A 19,291-nucleotide genomic window follows, 5' to 3' on the forward strand; every position below is an offset into this window, starting at 1 on the left:
AGAGTATCTGATAATCCATTTAGTTGATCTGTATTATCACTCTCCTAGAATTCACGACATCCAAGTAAGGAAAATTCAATGAGGGAAACAGAAAAGTTTTACTTTTTTTGGAAGCATCAATTTGGGCAGTGGACACTGAGAGATATATCAGATATCGATGGTCAAACCTACAACTGCTGCGAACAGTATATGATGTACAAAAAGGCAATACTTTTCGGCGATATTAAGACCGCTGATAACATCCTCAAAGAAGAAAATCCATCCGAGCAACAAAGGCTAGGTAGAGCCGTTCTAGGTTATGAATCAAAAACCTGGGATCAACACAAACTTGGGGTAGTTTGGACAGCGAACTATCTGAAGTTTACGCAACACGAAGACTTAAAAGAGAGGTTACTTGAAACGAACAATAAAATCTTAGCTGAGTCTTCTCCTCATGACTTAATTTGGGGTATAGGCCTGAGTTCGGATGACAACAGAATATTGAATCCAGATAACTGGACCGGGAAAAACCTACTTGGTGAGATTCTTATGTCGATAAGATCAATAATCAAGCTCAACACCTTAGGACAAATCACTAGGTAATTTATGTTCTACTTAACAAATAGTTACCAATAATACATACTACTATTCCTTACACCTTAGTGTTAATCTAAGCATAATTGCTTTTAGATCCACCAGGGAAGAGCTGTGATCGACTTCAAAAACTCCTCTGTCTTCAAACTAAAGCCCATTGATATCTCCTCTGCCAGGGATGAATTTAATAAGTTCCTGATAGATGGTGAATCCATTTTCGCAGGCTTCAAGGCAATAAGAGACCAGGTAGTATTCACCAACAAGCGTATTATTGCAGCCAATGTGCAGGGATTGACCGGATCTAAAGTAGATTACACATCCTTGCCCTACAGTAGAATTCAGGCTTTCTCAGTTGAAACTGCAGGCACATTGGATATGGACTGTGAAATTGTGGTTTATCTCAGCGAAGTTGGTAAGGTCGAATTTGAAATCAAAGGCTCCTTTGATCTTGTCCAGTTCAATCAACACATCAGCAAGTATGTTCTCGACTGATTGACTAAGTGAACATTAACCCACTATGTTTTGGCTTGGTTTAACCATCACCAGGGCATAAGTTCTTAAACTATATCGATTAAACAAATGAGAGGGAATTTCATGTCTCAAATTTGGTTAGAAAGCCTGATTACCGAAAATGCACAGCAGGGTTTTGAGCTGGCGATGAAACTATCCAGAATGGGAGTAAAATATACTCAACCTTCTGACGAAGTAAGAGGAAAACTAAGGGCCTCCTATGAGGAAAATGCCGATAGCCTGATCGCATCCTCCCAAGTTGTTGCTATCAATTTCCAGACTGTGGCGGCGGCGAATAACTACTGGCGTAGTTAATAAACTCCAGTGCGCTTTGTGATAAAATAACCCAGGTTTATCGCCAATAAGTCCACAGAGCGCATTTATAACCTCTATCCCACACAGGTATATCAAGAATAAATTTTCTTCAAATTCACAATCAATTTTATATCAATCGTATTTCATCTATCTAAACCTTATTATTCCTGGACTATCTATCAAGTCTGCAAATAATATTCAAGCTGGGCTGATAGTTATACAACATATTAATCGAATAGATAAGTTAATCAGGATTAATACCGGTAAGATAGTAACTTGCCGCAATTGAAGGTACCAGATATCCAGAGTGTCAGTGTATGCTTCGATATTTATAATAATCAAATGGCAGGTATATTATCCTATCCTTCTAACAATCGATTTGGTGGTTTAATTAAGGAGTATCTCCAGAAGATAGAACCCGCCACTAACAATTTACTGATAAATCATCTTTCCCAGCTTTCTACCTCTTATTTTTCATTGCTACTTCAGGATATAGGGAGCATTGTCAGTTGAATTCAGGCAACCATTTATCAACTTTATGTTATTTAAGGTCCAACTATCATAAAATGATAGATGACCTGCTCCATTATTAAGCAGCTTCATAGCAAAAATATAAATATCAAGAACTCTCTGCTTTCATAGCATTACACCCTTATAAAAAATTGAGAAGCCATTTGGCACAATACCAAAAATACCACCAGCAAAAATAATTTAAACGGTGCATCCAAACACTCAGGATAAAGCGTCTAAGCCACAAAGCACTTGATTCTAAATAAGAGATTACATTGATGATTGATTACGAGCTATAAATCTGGCATTTTCTAACCAGATGCAATAAATTTTTAATGAGTATAGATAGGATACTAAAGCTAAGTATGAGAACTCTGGGAAATTTTCTTTGGTTTATATTAGGTGGTTTTGTTATGGGCCTCTGCTGGTGGTTTTTTGCTCTAGTAGCATTTATCAGTATTATCGGTATTCCCTGGGGGAGAGCCTGCTTTGTTATGGGTAAGTTTTCATTCTTTCCCTTTGGTCGTGAAGCAATATCACGCAAAGAACTAACCTTAAATGAGGACATAGGTACCAGCGGGTTTGGCTTAGTGGGCAATATTATCTGGTTCCTATTCGCAGGTATCTGGCTGGCTATTGGCCATTTGGTTCATGCTCTTGCCTGCTTTTTAACCATTATTGGCATTCCATTTGGAATCCAACATCTTAAGCTTGCCGGTATTTCCTTATCTCCAATTGGCAAAACCATTGTAACTAAGGAAGTTGCCCAGGCTGCAAGGATGAAAAATGCCAGCGCAACTGTTTCTCAAATTCGAGGTAACGCCTAGCTTTTTCTAAAATATAAATTTCCCAACTTAGGTGCCTAATCAAATGGCATTATAAACATTTACTTAAGACAAACGTATCAAATAGTTTATGTTGAAAGGCAGCAAAAAATTCTTTTTGCTGCATCTCCTTGTTATTCTGTAGCGTCTAATGATAAGCAATTCTCATCTTTCTATTATATGAAAACAGGGAGTAAACAATGAGAGCAATCATCTCAATTATATCTGGCATATTTGCTTTTGGTGTTAGCTCTATAATCTATGCAAATCATAAATCAATACCAGCCGACCTGGAGATACAACCTGTCCAGGTAATGCTATTTGGTGTATTTCATTTTCACAACCCAGGATTGGACACAGTAAAGTCAGAGGTGACAAATGCACTGACACCCAGTAACCAGGACTATTTGGAAGAACTCACCAGCAAACTTACGGATGAACCCCCTACCCATGTATTAATTGAATGTCCATCAACACACCAGAGACAAATGGATCAGAAATTCAATTCTTATAAAAATGGCAGTTACGAACTTAGTGTAAATGAAAATCAGTAACTGGGATTTCGTATAGCCGTAAGGCGGGACTGAAAAGTGTCATATGTTATGATGAAAGAAATGTTCACTGGAAAGGTGCTGAACTAAGAGAGTATATGGCCAAAGAAACTCCAGAAGAAAGAAAATTCATGAAAACTAAAAAAAAGCTCAGCAAAGAAACTTCCCAGAGAAATAAGAGTTTATCTTTAGGCCAATTGCTCGAATTTCATAATAATCCCATAGAAGATAGAGATAACATGAATCTCTATATCATGGGAAATGATATTGGTGTGGGGCAGGAATTTATCGATGCCGATGCAGCAACCAGCTCGTGGCATCACAGTTTTCGCATGTACGCCAATATACAGGTTCAAGCCAACCGGGAACTAAAGTAATCGCTATCGGTGGATCTGGCCATACCGCTATTCTAAAGTCCCTTCAGAAGGTTGACAAAAGTCGCCACCCTTGGGATGTTAATGAATACCTGTAATAATTATTTAAAATAGCCGCTGGCAAATAAGGATAACAATGAAAAATTTTATAAAAATCTTTAGCAGTACAATCATTTTAGTATATTGTTCTGCAAGTTGGGCTGCGGAAAAAGAAGTATTATCCAGCCCTGAAGCACCGACAGCTCAGGTAATGTTATTCGGTACCTTTCATTTCGCAAATCCTGGCCGAGATACAGTAAAGCTGAATGTTATTGATGTGCTAACACCTGAAAATCAAGCCTATCTGGAGCAATTAACTGAAAAACTCGCAAGCGAGTCCCCCACCCATGTAATGCTTGAATGTGACCCGAGCATCCAAAACAAGATTGATAAAAAATTTCAGTCTTATCTGAATGGACAACATAGGCTTGAAGTCAATGAAAGTCAGCAGTTGGGCTTTCGCATTGCAGCTAAAGCAAAGCTAAGTGGCGTTATCTGCTATGATGAAAATCAGGTGCACTGGGATGGGTCCAAGCTCATGAACTATATGAGTACCAATACACCAGAAAGAAAGAAAATATTCGATACAGAGATAGAAGAGTTCGGGAATTTGTCCAGCAAGCAACACAAAACGCTAACCTTAAGACAATTACTCCAGATCGATAACTCTGTTGAGAGAGACAGAAAAAATATGAACCTATATCTTATGGAAAATGATATTGACTCTGGTGAGGGTTTTTCAGGGGCAGATGCATCAGTCAGTTGGTGGCACAGAAACTTTCGAATGTATGCCAATATCCAGACTAAGGCTCAGCCAGGAACCAAGGTTATCGCCATTGCAGGCTCAGGTCATACCGCCCTTATGAAAACACTTCTGGCCACTGATCTTCAGCGCGAAGCCTGGGAAATAAACGATTACCTGTAAAGCTATCCAGCTTTGGCTCATCCCCCAAGGGGGGTGAGCCAGGGTTCCCTAGTTTTCCATAGAGTTGATTTTCAAATCAATGGATTACAATAGGTGGATAATATGCTTCCTAGCTTGCGTATTTTACTCGCTCTTCTTTGCTATCTAACCTTTACATTTTTCTCTAAGGCCTTCGCAGAGGCGCAGCTGGCTTCCGGCACCCTGGAGACATTGCCCAGCATTTCCTACGAGGGCATTGCAGATCGTCCAGTACAGGTATGGCTGCCAGATGAATACCCAGCCCAGGCTCCCTATGCTGTTCTGTATATGCATGATGGGCAGATGCTTTTTGATAGCCGCACTACATGGAATGGGCAGGAATGGGGTGTAGACGAAACGGCATCCCGCCTGATCGCAGAGGGCCGTACGCGACCTTTTATCGTGGTTGCACTGCACAATAGCGGAGATGGCCGCCATGGTGATTATTTCCCGCAAAAAGCGCGAGATCTAATGTCTGAGTCTTCACTAAGGGTGAAGCACCCTTTTAATCGAGCTGAGCTGCGAGCTGACCGGTACCTGGAGTTTCTGGTAAAAAGGGTAAAGCCTTATATAGATACAAACTATAAAGTCAGTCGTAACCCAGAGAACACTTTTATCGCTGGTTCCAGTATGGGAGGACTGATTTCCCTTTATGCGGTGTTGGAGTATCCACAAGTATTCTCTGCTACTGCAGCAATTTCCACCCACTGGCCAGGCATCGGTCCCGAAGAGACACTCCCTGTCGCAGAATCCATTCGCAAATACCTCCGGGAAAATCTACCTGAACCGGGAAAACATCGCTTTTACTTTGATCATGGCACCGAGACACTGGACCGCTTTTATCCGCCTCTGCAACAGGCTGTGGACAAGATTATGCGCAAGCGAGGTTATAACGACAACAACTGGCAGTCACGGGTTTTTGTAGAGCATACCCACGATGAGAAGTCTTGGAATGCCAGGCTGGATCATGCCCTTATTTTCCTTCTTGGCACGGAAAAACAGCGCGACTATCAATAACCTCTGCCTACCTCAAAATTTTTGGCAATTGAATAGCTGGCGATTGAATAGCTTATGAGGGATATTTGATCGCCACAAGTCTTGCCCAACTACACTTTGGGCAGGTGCAGTTCACAGGGCTTCAACTTCGGGGTTCAGTGGACCTCTGTGGAAGATCACTCCTACTCTATGCGATGAATCCTAAAAGTCACACAGTTCTACTGATACCCGGAATTTTCGACCGTGGATCTTCCCTGCTACGGATGCAACACGCTCTGGCGGATGCAGGATTCGACACCCATTACATTCACCTGCGTTATAACTCCGGCTGGCACGGTATGGAGCACCTTTCTTCACAGCTGATGGCGAAGATGGAAAAACTGGTAAAAAAAGGAGCTACCTGCACCTTGGTAGGATTCAGCATGGGAGGTATTGTTGCACGCTATTATCTTCAGTCGATGAATGGTATTGGCAGGGTACATAAATTTATTTCTATCGCTTCCCCTCATCATGGCAGCTATTGGGCCAATTTCCTACCCTACAAAGGTGGCAAGCAATTACGCGTCGGAAGTGAATTCCTGCGAGGGTTAAATCAGAGCATCCATATGCTGGAAACAACAGATCCAGTTTCCATCTGGACAAAATATGATGTCACCATTATGCCCCACAGTAGTGCCAAACTCGGAATAGGCACCTCCTATGAAGTCCCTGTAATTCTGCACCGATTAATGCCCATGAGCAGTAAGGTCATCTCGCTAATGAAGAAAGAGGTTATCAGCGGAATGGAATAACTTGTATTCCTCTGAACAATGACTGTGGGAGCCAGAGATGAGCGATCCAGAACAAAAACCTATTCGTCCGGAAAGTGCGATACATGGTTACTATCATAAGTTTGAGAGCCTGATCGCCCTAATCCTTACCTTTATTATTGTGATTATCATAATTGTCGCCATCAGCCGTCTGGCTTACTCGGTCTATTCCATGCTAATAGTAGGCATGAGAGACCCTCTGGATCACAAGGTATTCCAAACCATATTTGGCGAAATCATCACACTGCTGATCGCCCTTGAGTTTAGCCGTACGTTACAATATGTGGTCACACGTCAACAAAGCATTATTCAAACTACGGTTGTTGTATTGATTGCCATATTGGCACTTGCACGTAAATTTATAATCCTGGACCTGGATAAAGTCAGTGCTGGGGAGCTTTTAGGATTGGCTGCTGCAACTTTGGCTCTGGGGCTCACCTATCTGATATTAAAGGTCAGAAATAGAACTGTCTAAGGATCACTTGTCACTAAGAAATAGAAAATAAGCCAAGTCCTTTATCTTCTTGGCTTATTTTCCAATTTTTTAAGTGCTCACTTGAGAAATAATCACTGACTATCTTCACGCAGGGACTGGTGCAGTTTGACCGGTGGAGTCTGTCGCTCCTTTTTGCTCCGCAGACGTAAATTAAGCATTTCCACTGCCATGGAGAAGGCCATGGAAAAATAGATATAGCCCTTGGGCACATGCACATCAAAGCCCTCTACCACTAAGGTGAGCCCCACCATTATCAAGAATGCCAACGCCAGAATTTTTACCGTGGGATGGCGATCGACAAAGTCACCAATTGGTTTTGCCGCAATCAGCATAACAATTACCGCTAAGACAATAGCAATTGCCATAATGGAGATTTCATCCACCAGCCCCACCGCAGTAATTACTGAGTCGAGAGAAAAAACTATATCAAGTATTGCAATCTGTAGCAGGACCATACCAAAACCGGCTGTGCCCAAGCTTGACGCATCGGTTTCGGCACCCTCCAAGCTATTGTGTATTTCATGGGTGGCCTTACCAATCAAGAACAATCCACCCCCAACCAGAATGATGTCACGCCCGGAAATTTCCACTCCAAACGCACTAAATAGTGGCTCCACCAAGCCCATAATCCAGACAATAGAAAATAACAACCCCAGGCGGGTCACCATAGCAAGGGTCAGACCAATAAAACGGGCTGGTTCCCGCTGTTTGGGCGGTAAGCGCCCGACAAGAATGGAAATAAAAATAATATTGTCGATGCCCAATACGATTTCCAACGCTGCCAGTGTAGCCAGCGCAACCCAGGCCTCCGGGTTACTTACCCACTCGAACATGAAGCAATCCTTATTTGTGATTATTGTTGTTCTGCAGTAACACCCTGAGAAAATATTAAACTGCACTGCTCTACCTGAACACGCATTCTGCTGCGTGATGCAAAAGCTATTTTATTCCCCCTCACGTAACCAAGCCATGGCATCGGCTTCATTTTCAAAGACCTTGTATTCCCCTCCGATAAACCAGCTCCCTACCTTGCCTGCTACCTTCATCCAGCGCTTGTCTGAAATCACTGCAATTCGATTGAACTGGCGCCCATGGGCCATTCCCAGCTTGAAGTCATCCCAGGCGGCTCGCGGTTCCCAACCCTGTAACTCACTGGCATCCATTAAGCAATCGATTTTTGGATGCTCAACCCCCTCAAGAGCCGAGTTGAGCATCGGCACCATCGTCTGGTAATCCTCGTGGGTCAGCTTTCCGCGCGCTCGTAGGGTAAGAAAAAAATGGTTGCCGTTCTGCTCCAGACCAATCGAAATACCATGGGGTTGGTCACTCATAAGCTCCCCTTCTCTGCTTGGAGTCAATTTTTAAATTACCAGAGTCAAACCTAAGTAAATAATGGTAGTAGCTTCTAGAGACTGATTTCTTCATACCTCTTTTCCTGGAGATCCATTTCCAAGAGGGTCACAGAGTGATCTTGCTCCGATAAAACGGGCACGCCCCTCTCCGGCCTTCAAATTCTCTAAAACTAAGTCCATTAACGGTTATGATGACGAGAGTAAGCTTGCTATTGGCAGGCGTGGTACCGGAATTTTTTTGCTAATAAATCGGAGTGATACATGAATATCAATAACACCATTCATTTCTACCGTCCCTCACCTAGTTTACGCCCCTCCAATAAACCAAAGGCTTCACGATAGAGGTTAATCGCTCTCTCCAGATCGTCTGTATCAATATTGACTTGTACTACTTAGGTGAATCCATCTCCCGGCCCAAATTCCGACAATTCAACCCGCTACCGGTCGGGTCTTGCCACATTGCCAGCAATAATCGAATGCCGCACCATTTTCCTCCCCACACTGTGGACAAGGCCAGCTTGTTTGTTCTGCCTCTGCATCCTTTAATAGCTGGCATGCACGCTCGTAATCTCGATCCCGCTCCAACCAGAGTTCTGGCCAGGCCTGATTTGGTGCCAACTCCCCAGATGCCCCCTGGGCATATTCATTTTTCAGCTTTACTGGAATACCTGCCACCTCAAGCCGACTCTTAGCCAGCTCCACCAGCAGGCGATTTTCATGGGTATAAATTAATTTCATAACAGTAGAGGCCGCTAAAACGGCCCCCAGAGTAACCCCGCCAGACGGCTGAGCCAAATTAAAATAACCTGCTACTCCACAACTTCAAATGCACAGTTCACGACCTGACAGTACTCTTCGTGGGGCACAGTAATAATTTCCAAAACAGAGCCCAGGGAATTTAGAGCAGCCCTACCATTCACCAAAACCCGGCCAGAGCGACTGGCAATATACTCAAGCACAGTGCGCCCCCTGGCATTCCTGTATACCGCCAGGCGCTGGCCCTTTTCCACCACATCACCATGTCTAACGAATAATTGTACCCAGTCATTCGCACGGACACGCATGGGGCTGGAACCTGCTTGGTTCGCATATACCCGCTCAATACTGACTAGCCCCGTAACTTCTCCAGCGAGAGGGGCCTCCGCTGCCCATAAATGTGTCAGTCCGCTAACAGCCAGAATAACGATCAACAGGCAGACTCTTTTCAATACGATGCTCCTACACCTAGTTAACTCCACGGGCTCTGACCCACGCTATTACGCATGTCGTCAAAGCCTTTTTGAAAAGGACAATAATTTAGGTATAGCTGACTGGATAATTCACGCCAGAGTTAGCGTGGATGGGAAAAAGAAGAAATAAAAAAGGGCCGCAGTTAGTGGCCCTTTTCAAAATCTGTGCTACTGGAACCCTGCCAGATGGAACCTAGCCCAGATCAATCCAAGTGGATTTCAGTTCACAGTACTTATCCAACGCATGCAGCGATTTGTCACGGCCATTACCTGACTGCTTAAAACCGCCGAAGGGCACGGTGATATCCCCGCCAAAGTAATTGTTGACCCACACAGAGCCCGCATAGATCTCACGGGCCATACGATGGGCCCGGCCCAGGTTATTGGTCCAGATTCCCGCTGCCAGACCGTAAATGGAGTCATTAGCAATAGCGAGCGCTTCCTCTTCGCTCTCAAACTCAATAACCGACAAAACCGGCCCAAAGATTTCCTCGCGGGCGATCGTCATATCGCCGGTCACACCGCGGAATACGGTGGGCTCGTAGTAATAACCACCGGCCACCTCGTCCACTGGTTTGCCGCCACATACCAGTTGGGCGCCCTGCTCCAAGCCTTTAGCGACATAAAATTCAACAGTATCGAACTGGCTGCGATCGATCAGTGCGCCCATTGCGGTATTTGGATCTTGAGGATGGCCAGGCTTAAAGCGTTCGGCGGCCTTACTCACTTTTTGAATGAACTCATCGGCGATGCTTTTTTCCACAAGCAGACGTGAGCCGGCGGTACAGGTTTCCCCCTGGTTGTAGAAAATAGCCAGCGCTGCAGCATCGGCAGCCTTATCCAGGTCTGCATCGGCGAAGACAATATTTGGGCTCTTTCCGCCCAGCTCCAAGAAAGTGCGCTTCAGGTTTGACTGACCGGAATATTCAGTGAGTGTCTTACCCACTTCAGTGGAACCAGTAAAGGTGAGGCAATCGATATCCATATGCAGGCCCAACGCCTTACCCAAGCTGCTGCCCGGCCCCGGCAACACATTCAGTACGCCATCAGGGAGACCCGCTTCCTTGGCCAGACAAGCCAATTTAATTGCAGTCAGCGGAGTATTGGAGGCCGGCTTCAGGATCACACTGTTACCGGTGGCCAGGGCTGGCCCCAACTTCCAAGCGGTCGTAGACAGTGGGAAATTCCAAGGCACAATTGCCGCCACCACCCCCAGGGGCATACGAGTTACCAGGCCAAGCTCGTCGGGGCCTGTGGGGGCGACTTCATCGTAGATCTTGTCGATAGCCTCACCACTCCAACGAATAGTGGTAGCTGCTCCGGGAACATCTACAGCTATGGTGTCGCCAATGGGTTTGCCTGCGTCCAGGCTTTCCAGCAAGGCAATTTCCAGCAAGTGCTCTTCGATCAATTCAGCGAAGCGCACCATGATTTTCTTGCGCTGCATCGGCGGCATTTTTGACCAGACACCGGAGCTAAACGCCTCGCGCGCCACACGCACCGCGTGGTCCGCATCTTCAGGGCCACAACTGGCTATCTGGGCAAGCTCTTCGCCATTAGCAGGGTTGTAGGTGGCACGGGTTTCACCGGAGAGGGCGTCTACATAATGCCCGTTGATAAAGGCTCGACCCTCGATCTTCAGTGAGGCCGCCAGGGCCTGCCATTCCTGCAGGTTTTCGGGGATTTTATTTTGCGCTGACATGGCACACCTCGTTTGGGACAGAAAATTTATCTGGGTTATATCGAAAATGTGATCACAAATCAAAGGGGATAATGGGCCTGGGGCCAGTCTTCCTTCAAATTGCGCTCACAGATCAGTGTGGTGAAGAGTAAAGCAGCTGAATGTAAGCAGCCTTTGGAGCTATGCCACCTGGGTTTCCACCTGCAACCAGTCATCCTGTAACTGCATCATCAACTTGTCACCGTGCTGCAACTCACCAACTCCCGCGGGAGTACCAGTCAGAACGACATCGCCAGGTTCTAGGGTAAAGAAACTGCTGATATAGGCCACCAGATCGAGAATCGGAGTGAGCATATGCTCTGTCTTGCCCCGTTGGCGCAACTCACCATTTAGCCACAGGGAGTAACTGAGCTTGTCCCAATCCGGCAGCCAGTCCAGTTTTACAAATGGTGAAAGAGGACAGGAATTATCAAAGCCCTTGGCCTTCTCCCAGGGGTGTCCCGCCTTTTTGAGCGTCGCCTGCAAATCGCGCAGGGTTAGGTCCAATGAGAGGCCCAGCCCCGCGATTGCAGGCGATACTTCTACAGCATTGGCATTACACAACCTCTCACCAATCAGCAGCGACAACTCGCCTTCAAAATGACAGCTGCCACGCCCAACCGGCATATGAATAGGTTGGGTCATATCCACCGCTGCGGTAGCTGGCTTGATAAAAAGCAGCGGTTCATCTGGTACCGGATTATTGAGTTCTGCAGCGTGGTCTGCATAGTTACGCCCTATACAAACGATCTTTCCAAGCCGGAATGGGACATTGGTGCCACAGGTAAATTGGTGCTGATACATAAATAAACCAGATAGTTAGGATAGGTATTTCGAATAAAACGATATAACCAGCATGTGCTATGATCGCGCCTTCGCCTGTCTCCCGACACCCGAAGAAGTGACCCAACCGGAATAAACGCACCAGTTATTGCGTTACTCGCACTCAGTGAAGAGATAGTTTATGGCTCCGCACAATACCGATCAAAAAAAGTCCCTGCAAAAAGACAAAATTCGCATCCTGCTGCTGGAAGGCGTACATCAGTCGGCCATCGACCTGCTCGCCTCCCGTGGCTACACCAACGTGGAGTTCCTGAAAACTTCACTGCCCGAAGACCAGTTGGTTGAGAGGATCGCGGATGCCCACTTTATCGGTATTCGCTCGCGAACCCAGCTAACCCGTAAGGTACTGGAACACGCCTCCAAACTGATTGCGATCGGCTGCTTTTGTATCGGTACCAACCAAGTTGACTTAAAAGCGGCCACCGAGCTGGGTATCGCCGTATTTAATGCACCCTATTCCAACACCCGCAGTGTGGCAGAGCTGATCATCGCCGAGACGATCTTTATGCTACGCGGTATTCCAGAGAAAAATGCCATGTGCCATCGCGGCGGATGGCTCAAGTCCGCGGTTGGTTCCTTCGAAGCCCGTGGTAAAACCCTCGGGATTATCGGTTATGGTGCCATTGGCTCGCAGGTGTCGGTCATGGCAGAGGCCATCGGTATGCGAGTGAAATTTTATGATGTCGTCACCAAGTTGCCGTTGGGTAACGCCAGCCAGGTAGGCTCTTTGGGGGAATTGCTGCGCGAGTCCGATGTGGTTTCCCTGCATGTACCAGAGCTCCCCTCTACCAAAATGATGATGGGGGCTGCGCAAATCGCACAAATGAAGCCCGGCGCCATCCTGCTAAACGCCTCTCGCGGTACCGTGGTGGATATTGAAGCCCTGGCTGAAGCCCTCAACAGCAAGCACCTGGCCGGTGCCGCCATAGACGTATTCCCAGTAGAGCCCCGTGGCAATGACGATGAATTCCTCTCTCCGCTACGCGGTATCGACAATGCCCTGCTGACTCCCCACGTGGGCGGCTCCACCATGGAGGCCCAGGAGAATATCGGCACCGAGGTAGCGGAAAAGCTGGCACACTATTCCGATAACGGTACCACCACCAGCTCGGTCAACTTCCCTGAAGTGGCACTGCCGGGACATGTAGGCACTCACCGCCTACTGCATATTCATAAGAATGTGCCCGGTATAATGAGCGCGATCAACCAGGTATTTTCAGAGAATGCGATCAATATCTCCGCGCAGTTCCTGCAAACCAACGAAACCCTGGGCTACGTGGTTATCGACGTCGATGCAGAGTACTCCGACTTAGCCTTGGAAAAGCTGAAGAATATCCCCGGTACCCTGCGCTGCCGCGTACTCTTTTAACATCTGCCCCAGCCCCCACAGTTCCTGCGGGGGCTTGGTATCCGCATAGCTTGAACCCGCCTACCACCTGTCTCTCAACGCCTTCAATTGACCGATAAAGGGATTGATCCCCACTGGCGGACACTTCTACAATAGAAGCCTCTATTCTGTTGGTTCGGCCTCTCACGAAACCCCTCGTGTATCCAGGTCTAACCCGATTTTTCGTTCTTCCACAGCAGGTGTCCCCTTGCGCAACAACGATACCGCCACTACCGGCTTGCTTGCCGGCATTGCCGCCTTTCTCATTTGGGGGCTGGCCCCAATTTACTTCAACCAGCTGCAAGGTATTCCCGCGGCTGAAATCCTCGCGCACCGCAGTATCTGGTCCCTTGCACTGGCGCTGCTGATTATGCTGCTGCTAGGCAAGCTTCCCGATCTCGTCCACACTCTGCGCGATGGTAAGAAAATGCGGGGGTTAGCTCTCACCACAGCGCTGATTAGCGGTAACTGGCTGGTATTTATCTGGGCCATTAACAATGGACACCTGCTGGAAAGCAGCCTCGGCTACTATATCAACCCCTTGATCAATATTGTCCTGGGTGTCTTATTCTTGGGAGAAAAATTGCGACGGCTGCAGTGGTTGGCGGTAGCGCTTGCAGCCATGGGGATTGTCCATGAGCTTTGGCAGTTCGGCCGCGTGCCGGTTATCGCCTTATTCCTGGCTGGATCTTTCGCCCTCTATGGCCTTGCACGTAAACGTGCACCGGTGGAGAGCCTTACCGGACTAGCTATAGAGACCCTGTATATGTTGCCGGTAGCGCTGATCTACCTGCTTTGGAGTGCCAGTCCCACCAGCAACCTGTTAAATAACGGCTGGGAACTGAATAGTCTGCTGTTGTTAGCCGGCCCCGTCACCCTGGTGCCACTGCTGCTTTTCACTATTGCAGCACGCAGGCTGAATCTTTCCACTGTGGGGTTCCTGCAATATATTGGGCCGTCACTAATGCTGGTGGTCGCCACCCAAATACTTGGTGAGCCATTTAGCGAGGGCAAGCTGACTACCTTTATGTTTGTGTGGCTGGGCCTTGCACTTTACTCAATTGACGCACTGGCACAGAGGCGCAAACTCCATTTACAGGGCAAGGCCACACTCTAGAGAGTGAGTGCGAGCAAGTTTCCCCACCGAAGTGTGTGAAAATGGCGGCTACCGATAAGGACTAAATGCCGCCATACAGCAAAGCCCAAACCTTTCGGCCTGCAAGCTGCCTCTACCGAGCCGGCAGCAATTACTCACTGTACTGACTGCGACGCTGGTCTGGACCCTATTGCTTGGACTCTACTGGGGAAGTACTTATGGAGAGATACTTATGGAGAGGCACTTATGCGGAGTTACTGGTGCGTGCCAGCAGCTCGGCACTGGCAACACTCCTGTTTTTTACCTGTTGGAATACTGACCCAAAAAGTTACCCCAATCACTGGCCCGCTGGGCCATTCAGGTTATTGGAGTTTATCCATTCCCTTAGCCCTGCTCCCGGTCTATATAGGCACTACTGAGGAAGAGGCCCTCATTTTGGCAAAACCACAACCAGCATCTGAGGTTTCTTGTCATTATGGTAACCAGCAAGCTGTTTGCTCTCTGGATCGCCATGTCGGCCTTACTGCGCCAGCAGGATATAAAACTACGTGAACAAGCCAGGCAATTTGAACGTGAGAGGGGCGCCCTGGAGCGATAGACATTGGATAGCCGGTTGCGATTGTTACAATCCCAGGTAACACTGCACTTTCTTTTTAATACTCTCGCCAATATTCGCAAGCTATAAGAGTCAGCTTCTCCCCGGGTACCGGCACTGCTAGATAGCTTGATCAGCTATCTGCGCGCAACTATTCCACAACTGGATTCAATCAAGAGCGGTCCCTACTACAGACTTGCTGGGCCCTTATGAAAATACGCATGCCCGATCGTCTGCAATTTTCCATAGTTACCGATAATAAGGTGCATCAACTACCCTGCCCGCCCCTGGCATTATTGGCCCTAGTAGAAAAAGAATAAAAGATTTCTGAAGTGCTTACTTAAATACCGTTAGAGAATATTGCGAATCCGCTGGATCCCAAACCATTCACACAGGTGCATCGCTCAGTGGTTAAGACACCCTGCCTGCCTGGCGGTGCGTACCAGCGGCAAATTGTTCTTAATTGATGCAGGAGAAGGCGCCGCTGCTCGTATAGGGCAGTTAGATTTAAATCTCGCCCAAGTAGACCCCATATTTATCACCCACTGGCACTCCGATCATTTTGGTGGGCTTGCAATGGTAATCAATGAGTCCTGGTTTGTAGGAGCTAATTCACCTATTAATGTATATGGCCCTTATGGTATCTATAATACTATGGAGGGCATCAGGAAAAGTTTTGGGCCCGATATATTATTCAGGTCATCCAATCGACAGGGAATTCTAGACCCCATATTAGCAGTCGCTACACCACATTTAGTAAACATTGCTGGGGAACAGACAGAAATTGTTCGGGATATTTGGCACCATGGAAATACTTACGTTTCTGTTTTCGCCGTACATCATGAACCGGTATTTCCCGCTTTCGGTTATGAAATCCGATTCGGCCCCTGCAAGGTAATTGTTACCGGGGATACCCATGTATTTGATACACTGGAATCAATCGAGCGCGATGCTGATCTTCTCATCTCCGAAGCGTTAAGTTATGAATAGTACATCAGTAAACTTAAGCAAACCGGGAATAATCGCAGGGCTCGCCTACGCTATGAGAAAGCCGATCAAATCATCCATTACCATTCTAATACACTGGATATTGCCAAAATGGCAACTAAATCCGGGGTTAAATCCATCGCTCTCACCCACCTTATACCTCCCCCAGTGACCGAAGAAGATAAAAAGGGGTTTGTCACCGGTATGAGCAAATACTACTCTGGTCTAATCAGGGTAATGGATGATCTGGACGAAATAGTACTATCCGATAGTGGCCGCGGCCAAGGCAGAGTAGAGTACCTTTCAGATGAAAATTAAATCAGGTCAACAAGAGCTCACCATCACTCGGGCAACCATTCCTCCGGGTGAAAGAATGCCTGTTCACAAGCACCCCATTCTAAATGGCGTCTATATTGAAAAAGGGACTCTTACCATAGGACTTCCAGGCCAAAAAGAAACACTTACCCTGGGAGATGGGAAGGCATTTATAGAGATAACAGATAAATGGCATTATGGTCACAATGACGGAAATATACCGGTTACTATTATCTTATCTTATTCAGACCCTGAAGGTGAGCCCACAACTATCTTTAAAATTCCGGATGATAAGAGAGACTAAACCTGTAAATTCTAAACCAAGTAGAAGGGGGAGTTTCAGTCAATTTATTCACTTCGAAAATATCCATACTATAACCAACCGCTGCCATATTTAAGGTAAGCGATTGGTTATATCAGCTGGAAAGTTTCATTCTACCCGATGGATCGCACAAATCTTGTTACCATCTGGGTCACGCAAGTAGGCAATATAAAGCGTTCCTGCCACCCCCTCTCTTACTCCCGGTGGATCCTCACAACGAACACCCCCATTTTCGAGCCCAGCCGAATGCCAAGCATCAGTCTGCTCAACACTAGTAGCAGTAAAACCTATAGTCCCGCCATTTGCATGACTAGCCGACTCACCATTGATGGGCTTGGAGATAGCAAAAACCCCAGTCTTAGTGAAATAAAAGCAACGCCCCTTCTCATCAATGATCCCAGGCTTATGGCCTAGTACTCCCAAAATTGCATCATAAAAAGCCTTGGCTTTCTGCATATCATTGGTACCAACCATAACATGACTAAACATTGCGCCCTCCTGTTTCTTACTAAGTGGCAAAGTCTTAGGCCGTATATATTTACAATTTATGTGCTGGAAAACAATAACCAAATCTACCGAAAAAACCTAACCCCTAAGTAGAATTGTCATTTATTTCTACCAATTAGCGGCCAACGCTTTATCCCTGTATATCGCCATCCATACCCCTAAATTTAGCTTCCTTGCATCTACTTAATTCAAGCGGCTAGAGGCAAAGTTTTTACTTCCACCAGAACCAAACTGTAAAAAACATTTACCACCCTAATTTTTAACATCTTAAAATTATTAACGGACTAAATTTAACCCCTTGGAAATTAGACAGGAGAAAACTCCATACAACCACCATAAGCAAGGATTTTCCCTATAGCAAACATAGTCACCTTCACATTGAAATAATATTTCCCATCAAGCTCATACTCCACAGCAAATATTCTGGGACTAATTATTTTTGGCAGTGGAATACCAAAAATTCTTGTTTTTATAAATTCATAGGCCAATGTCCCACCTACCTCTACAGGGTAGAAATACATCCGTAAAGGCCCCATCTGTTCAACCAGCAAGTCTCCAGTGGATGCAAACTTAGAGTTCAATATTAATCCATCGAAATTACGCATCCACAAAATACCATCCGAAGTGTGGTGGCACTCTACACGAAGTGGACAACTGTGATTTTGTTTCGGAAACCTGAAAAGGGTGCAAATAAAATGCGCAAGTAGTCTCCCTCTCTCAACATTCACCTCCCCCTCAATTACTTTTTTTCCAGTATGAAGTTCTTTAATAAGTGGAGAAAGCCTATCGTAGGAAGGTCCCATTTTCTTTGAAAGAATATTTGTCATTACTATTACTTAGCAAGTCGATTAAAATTCTACTCAATAGAAAATTATTAGCTTTTTAAATACACAGTCGTGGCGGGTAATAATTGGCTAAAAATCTAAGCTAAAAGTCTCTAGAGTAATCTATTGATTCAACCAGTCATCCAGTGCCGCCAATATCTGGTGTCGATAAGGCTGGGTCTCATTGATCATTTGATGACGGGCCCCACGAATCAACACTCGATGGCAGTGGGGGAATCGGTCCCGGATTGCACGCATATCGTAGCGCCAATCAACAGTTCCATCTCCCGTACCCTGGACTACAAGAATCTTACGGGGGTTACGTGCAGTTTTGGGAAATGTTCTTATCCAGTCCACCATAGCACCAAGCCAACACATGGAGATCACCTGTGACTGCAGAGGATCGCGTAGTGCCTGGCGTCGAGAGAACTCCGCATCATGGGTATTGATATTAAACTCACGACTTGGCTCACTGATAAACAGGCGTCCTAAATAATACTTCCACTTTACAAAGTGCCAATTTGCAGGGCGCACAAGGGGAGCCAGCAGAAAAACTTTATCCAATGGCTGCCGACGACTGTACTGCAAATGTGCTAGTAAGGCCGCACCACCAGTGCTCTGCCCCAAGGCATGCCAAGGCTTGGGTAATTTCCCCTCAGCTACAGATAAAAGCTGATCAAATACCTGGCGATATTGTAAAAAAGTCTGGATAGCTACTCGCTCTCCGCTAGAGAGGCCATGGCCGGGAAAATCAAATATTACCACATTCAGATTTCGCTCAAGCCCGAAGCGAATGGCGGGCCCATAAATGCCAGTGTGATCAAAATAACCATGGCAAATAAATAAGGTGCCACGAGGGTTCTCAACTAACCAATACTGGGACACCAACTCAAAACCGGCGGCATTGAAAGTGCCAACTCCAGTTTTATGGGCAAGGGGAAAGTGTAAATCGTAAAAATTTCGGTAATCCTGCATTTCTGTCAGCAATGGTGCCGCATCATTGGCAAAGTCTAGGTGCGGCAACTTTTGACGCAGCGCCGTATAGTCCGGGCGCTTAATCACCGGGCTGCTTTCGTAGGTGCTGATGTCTTGCAAGGTTTCCATTGGACTAATGGTACTGCATTTTTGCCGGGGTGGAAGTGATGCTGTGAACGGACAGGGAGCTTAAATGCAA

Annotated in this window: 26 protein-coding genes; 17 read left to right on the forward strand and 9 right to left on the reverse strand. The window is 46.3% G+C overall.

Going from position 1 to position 19,291, the window contains the following annotated elements; translation table 11 throughout:
• Positions 1-78: 78 nt before the first annotated feature.
• The 10 genes from ybiA to ACJJJB_RS17600 all read left to right on the forward strand — a co-directional run bounded on the left by ybiA (position 79) and on the right by ACJJJB_RS17600 (position 6,919).
• Positions 79-582 (forward strand): riboflavin biosynthesis intermediates N-glycosidase, encoded by a 504-nt coding sequence (gene ybiA, locus ACJJJB_RS17555; protein ID WP_444946014.1) that lies wholly within the window; start codon positions 79-81, stop codon positions 580-582.
• A 105-nt stretch (positions 583-687) separates the two neighbouring features.
• Complete coding sequence (locus tag ACJJJB_RS17560) at positions 688-1,065, forward strand: PH domain-containing protein (protein ID WP_020414216.1); 378 nt, start codon at positions 688-690, stop codon at positions 1,063-1,065.
• A gap of 102 nt (positions 1,066-1,167) precedes the next feature.
• Positions 1,168-1,398: a hexameric tyrosine-coordinated heme protein gene (locus ACJJJB_RS17565; protein WP_020414215.1), complete on the forward strand. Its 231-nt coding sequence runs from the start codon at positions 1,168-1,170 to the stop codon at positions 1,396-1,398.
• A gap of 875 nt (positions 1,399-2,273) precedes the next feature.
• Positions 2,274-2,735: a YccF domain-containing protein gene (locus ACJJJB_RS17570; RefSeq protein WP_040629038.1), complete on the forward strand. Its 462-nt coding sequence runs from the start codon at positions 2,274-2,276 to the stop codon at positions 2,733-2,735.
• Positions 2,736-2,932: 197 nt separating this feature from the next.
• Positions 2,933-3,286 (forward strand): hypothetical protein, encoded by a 354-nt coding sequence (locus tag ACJJJB_RS17575; protein ID WP_445365239.1) that lies wholly within the window; start codon positions 2,933-2,935, stop codon positions 3,284-3,286.
• Between the two features lie 5 nt (positions 3,287-3,291).
• Positions 3,292-3,660 (forward strand): DUF5694 domain-containing protein, encoded by a 369-nt coding sequence (locus ACJJJB_RS17580; protein WP_445366291.1) that lies wholly within the window; start codon positions 3,292-3,294, stop codon positions 3,658-3,660.
• 133 nt (positions 3,661-3,793) lie between these two features.
• Positions 3,794-4,621: a DUF5694 domain-containing protein gene (locus ACJJJB_RS17585; protein WP_445365240.1), complete on the forward strand. Its 828-nt coding sequence runs from the start codon at positions 3,794-3,796 to the stop codon at positions 4,619-4,621.
• A gap of 102 nt (positions 4,622-4,723) precedes the next feature.
• Positions 4,724-5,656, forward strand: coding sequence for an alpha/beta hydrolase (locus tag ACJJJB_RS17590; protein ID WP_445365241.1), 933 nt, complete (start codon positions 4,724-4,726; stop codon positions 5,654-5,656).
• Between the two features lie 65 nt (positions 5,657-5,721).
• Entirely contained in the window at positions 5,722-6,426 is a 705-nt protein-coding gene (locus tag ACJJJB_RS17595; RefSeq protein WP_245556708.1) for a lipase family alpha/beta hydrolase, read from the forward strand.
• A 37-nt stretch (positions 6,427-6,463) separates the two neighbouring features.
• Positions 6,464-6,919: a phosphate-starvation-inducible PsiE family protein gene (locus tag ACJJJB_RS17600; protein WP_020414208.1), complete on the forward strand. Its 456-nt coding sequence runs from the start codon at positions 6,464-6,466 to the stop codon at positions 6,917-6,919.
• A gap of 92 nt (positions 6,920-7,011) precedes the next feature.
• Here ACJJJB_RS17600 and ACJJJB_RS17605 read toward each other — a convergent pair whose 3' ends face one another.
• From ACJJJB_RS17605 to ACJJJB_RS17630, 6 genes are all read right to left on the reverse strand, one after another.
• On the reverse strand, positions 7,012-7,773 hold the full coding sequence (locus ACJJJB_RS17605) for a TerC family protein (RefSeq protein ID WP_020414207.1): 762 nt from the start codon (positions 7,771-7,773) through the stop codon (positions 7,012-7,014).
• A gap of 111 nt (positions 7,774-7,884) precedes the next feature.
• A complete protein-coding gene (locus tag ACJJJB_RS17610) occupies positions 7,885-8,271 on the reverse strand; it encodes a SpoIIAA family protein (protein ID WP_020414206.1) in 387 nt (128 codons plus the stop codon).
• Positions 8,272-8,721: 450 nt separating this feature from the next.
• Positions 8,722-9,030: a putative signal transducing protein gene (locus tag ACJJJB_RS17615; protein ID WP_026305182.1), complete on the reverse strand. Its 309-nt coding sequence runs from the start codon at positions 9,028-9,030 to the stop codon at positions 8,722-8,724.
• Between the two features lie 71 nt (positions 9,031-9,101).
• A complete protein-coding gene (locus ACJJJB_RS17620) occupies positions 9,102-9,500 on the reverse strand; it encodes a hypothetical protein (RefSeq protein WP_020414204.1) in 399 nt (132 codons plus the stop codon).
• Positions 9,501-9,714: 214 nt separating this feature from the next.
• A complete protein-coding gene (locus ACJJJB_RS17625) occupies positions 9,715-11,223 on the reverse strand; it encodes an aldehyde dehydrogenase (protein ID WP_020414203.1) in 1,509 nt (502 codons plus the stop codon).
• A 159-nt stretch (positions 11,224-11,382) separates the two neighbouring features.
• Positions 11,383-12,045 (reverse strand): fumarylacetoacetate hydrolase family protein, encoded by a 663-nt coding sequence (locus ACJJJB_RS17630; protein WP_020414202.1) that lies wholly within the window; start codon positions 12,043-12,045, stop codon positions 11,383-11,385.
• Positions 12,046-12,205: 160 nt separating this feature from the next.
• Between ACJJJB_RS17630 and serA the strand changes: the two genes are divergently transcribed.
• From serA to ACJJJB_RS17665, 7 genes are all read left to right on the forward strand, one after another.
• The gene (gene serA, locus ACJJJB_RS17635) at positions 12,206-13,453 is read left to right on the forward strand and encodes a phosphoglycerate dehydrogenase (protein ID WP_020414201.1); all 1,248 of its coding nucleotides are present in this window, start codon (positions 12,206-12,208) and stop codon (positions 13,451-13,453) included.
• A 226-nt stretch (positions 13,454-13,679) separates the two neighbouring features.
• On the forward strand, positions 13,680-14,588 hold the full coding sequence (rarD, locus tag ACJJJB_RS17640; RefSeq protein ID WP_282952215.1) for an EamA family transporter RarD: 909 nt from the start codon (positions 13,680-13,682) through the stop codon (positions 14,586-14,588).
• A 454-nt stretch (positions 14,589-15,042) separates the two neighbouring features.
• Entirely contained in the window at positions 15,043-15,165 is a 123-nt protein-coding gene (locus ACJJJB_RS17645; RefSeq protein ID WP_444902502.1) for a hypothetical protein, read from the forward strand.
• A 21-nt stretch (positions 15,166-15,186) separates the two neighbouring features.
• Positions 15,187-15,252: a histidine kinase gene (locus tag ACJJJB_RS17650; RefSeq protein WP_445366292.1), complete on the forward strand. Its 66-nt coding sequence runs from the start codon at positions 15,187-15,189 to the stop codon at positions 15,250-15,252.
• 270 nt (positions 15,253-15,522) lie between these two features.
• Positions 15,523-16,152 (forward strand): MBL fold metallo-hydrolase, encoded by a 630-nt coding sequence (locus ACJJJB_RS17655; RefSeq protein ID WP_444946010.1) that lies wholly within the window; start codon positions 15,523-15,525, stop codon positions 16,150-16,152.
• A 108-nt stretch (positions 16,153-16,260) separates the two neighbouring features.
• Positions 16,261-16,467, forward strand: a complete 207-nt coding sequence (locus ACJJJB_RS17660; RefSeq protein WP_444946009.1) for a hypothetical protein — start codon at positions 16,261-16,263, stop codon at positions 16,465-16,467.
• On the forward strand, positions 16,457-16,768 hold the full coding sequence (locus ACJJJB_RS17665; protein WP_445365242.1) for a cupin domain-containing protein: 312 nt from the start codon (positions 16,457-16,459) through the stop codon (positions 16,766-16,768). Before ACJJJB_RS17660 ends, ACJJJB_RS17665 begins: the two co-directional genes overlap by 11 nt.
• A 126-nt stretch (positions 16,769-16,894) precedes the next feature.
• On the opposite strand, the gene ACJJJB_RS17670 is transcribed toward ACJJJB_RS17665, so the two are convergent.
• The 3 genes from ACJJJB_RS17670 to ACJJJB_RS17680 all read right to left on the reverse strand — a co-directional run bounded on the left by ACJJJB_RS17670 (position 16,895) and on the right by ACJJJB_RS17680 (position 19,221).
• Positions 16,895-17,275: a VOC family protein gene (locus ACJJJB_RS17670; RefSeq protein ID WP_444946007.1), complete on the reverse strand. Its 381-nt coding sequence runs from the start codon at positions 17,273-17,275 to the stop codon at positions 16,895-16,897.
• A 323-nt stretch (positions 17,276-17,598) separates the two neighbouring features.
• Positions 17,599-18,120 carry a DUF4166 domain-containing protein gene (locus ACJJJB_RS17675; protein WP_444946006.1) on the reverse strand — a complete coding sequence of 174 codons (522 nt, stop codon included), beginning with the start codon at positions 18,118-18,120 and terminating at the stop codon, positions 17,599-17,601.
• Positions 18,121-18,240: 120 nt separating this feature from the next.
• Positions 18,241-19,221 (reverse strand): alpha/beta hydrolase, encoded by a 981-nt coding sequence (locus ACJJJB_RS17680; RefSeq protein WP_020414193.1) that lies wholly within the window; start codon positions 19,219-19,221, stop codon positions 18,241-18,243.
• Positions 19,222-19,291 lie beyond the last annotated feature (70 nt).

It is taken from the genome of Microbulbifer variabilis (genome assembly GCF_052468405.1).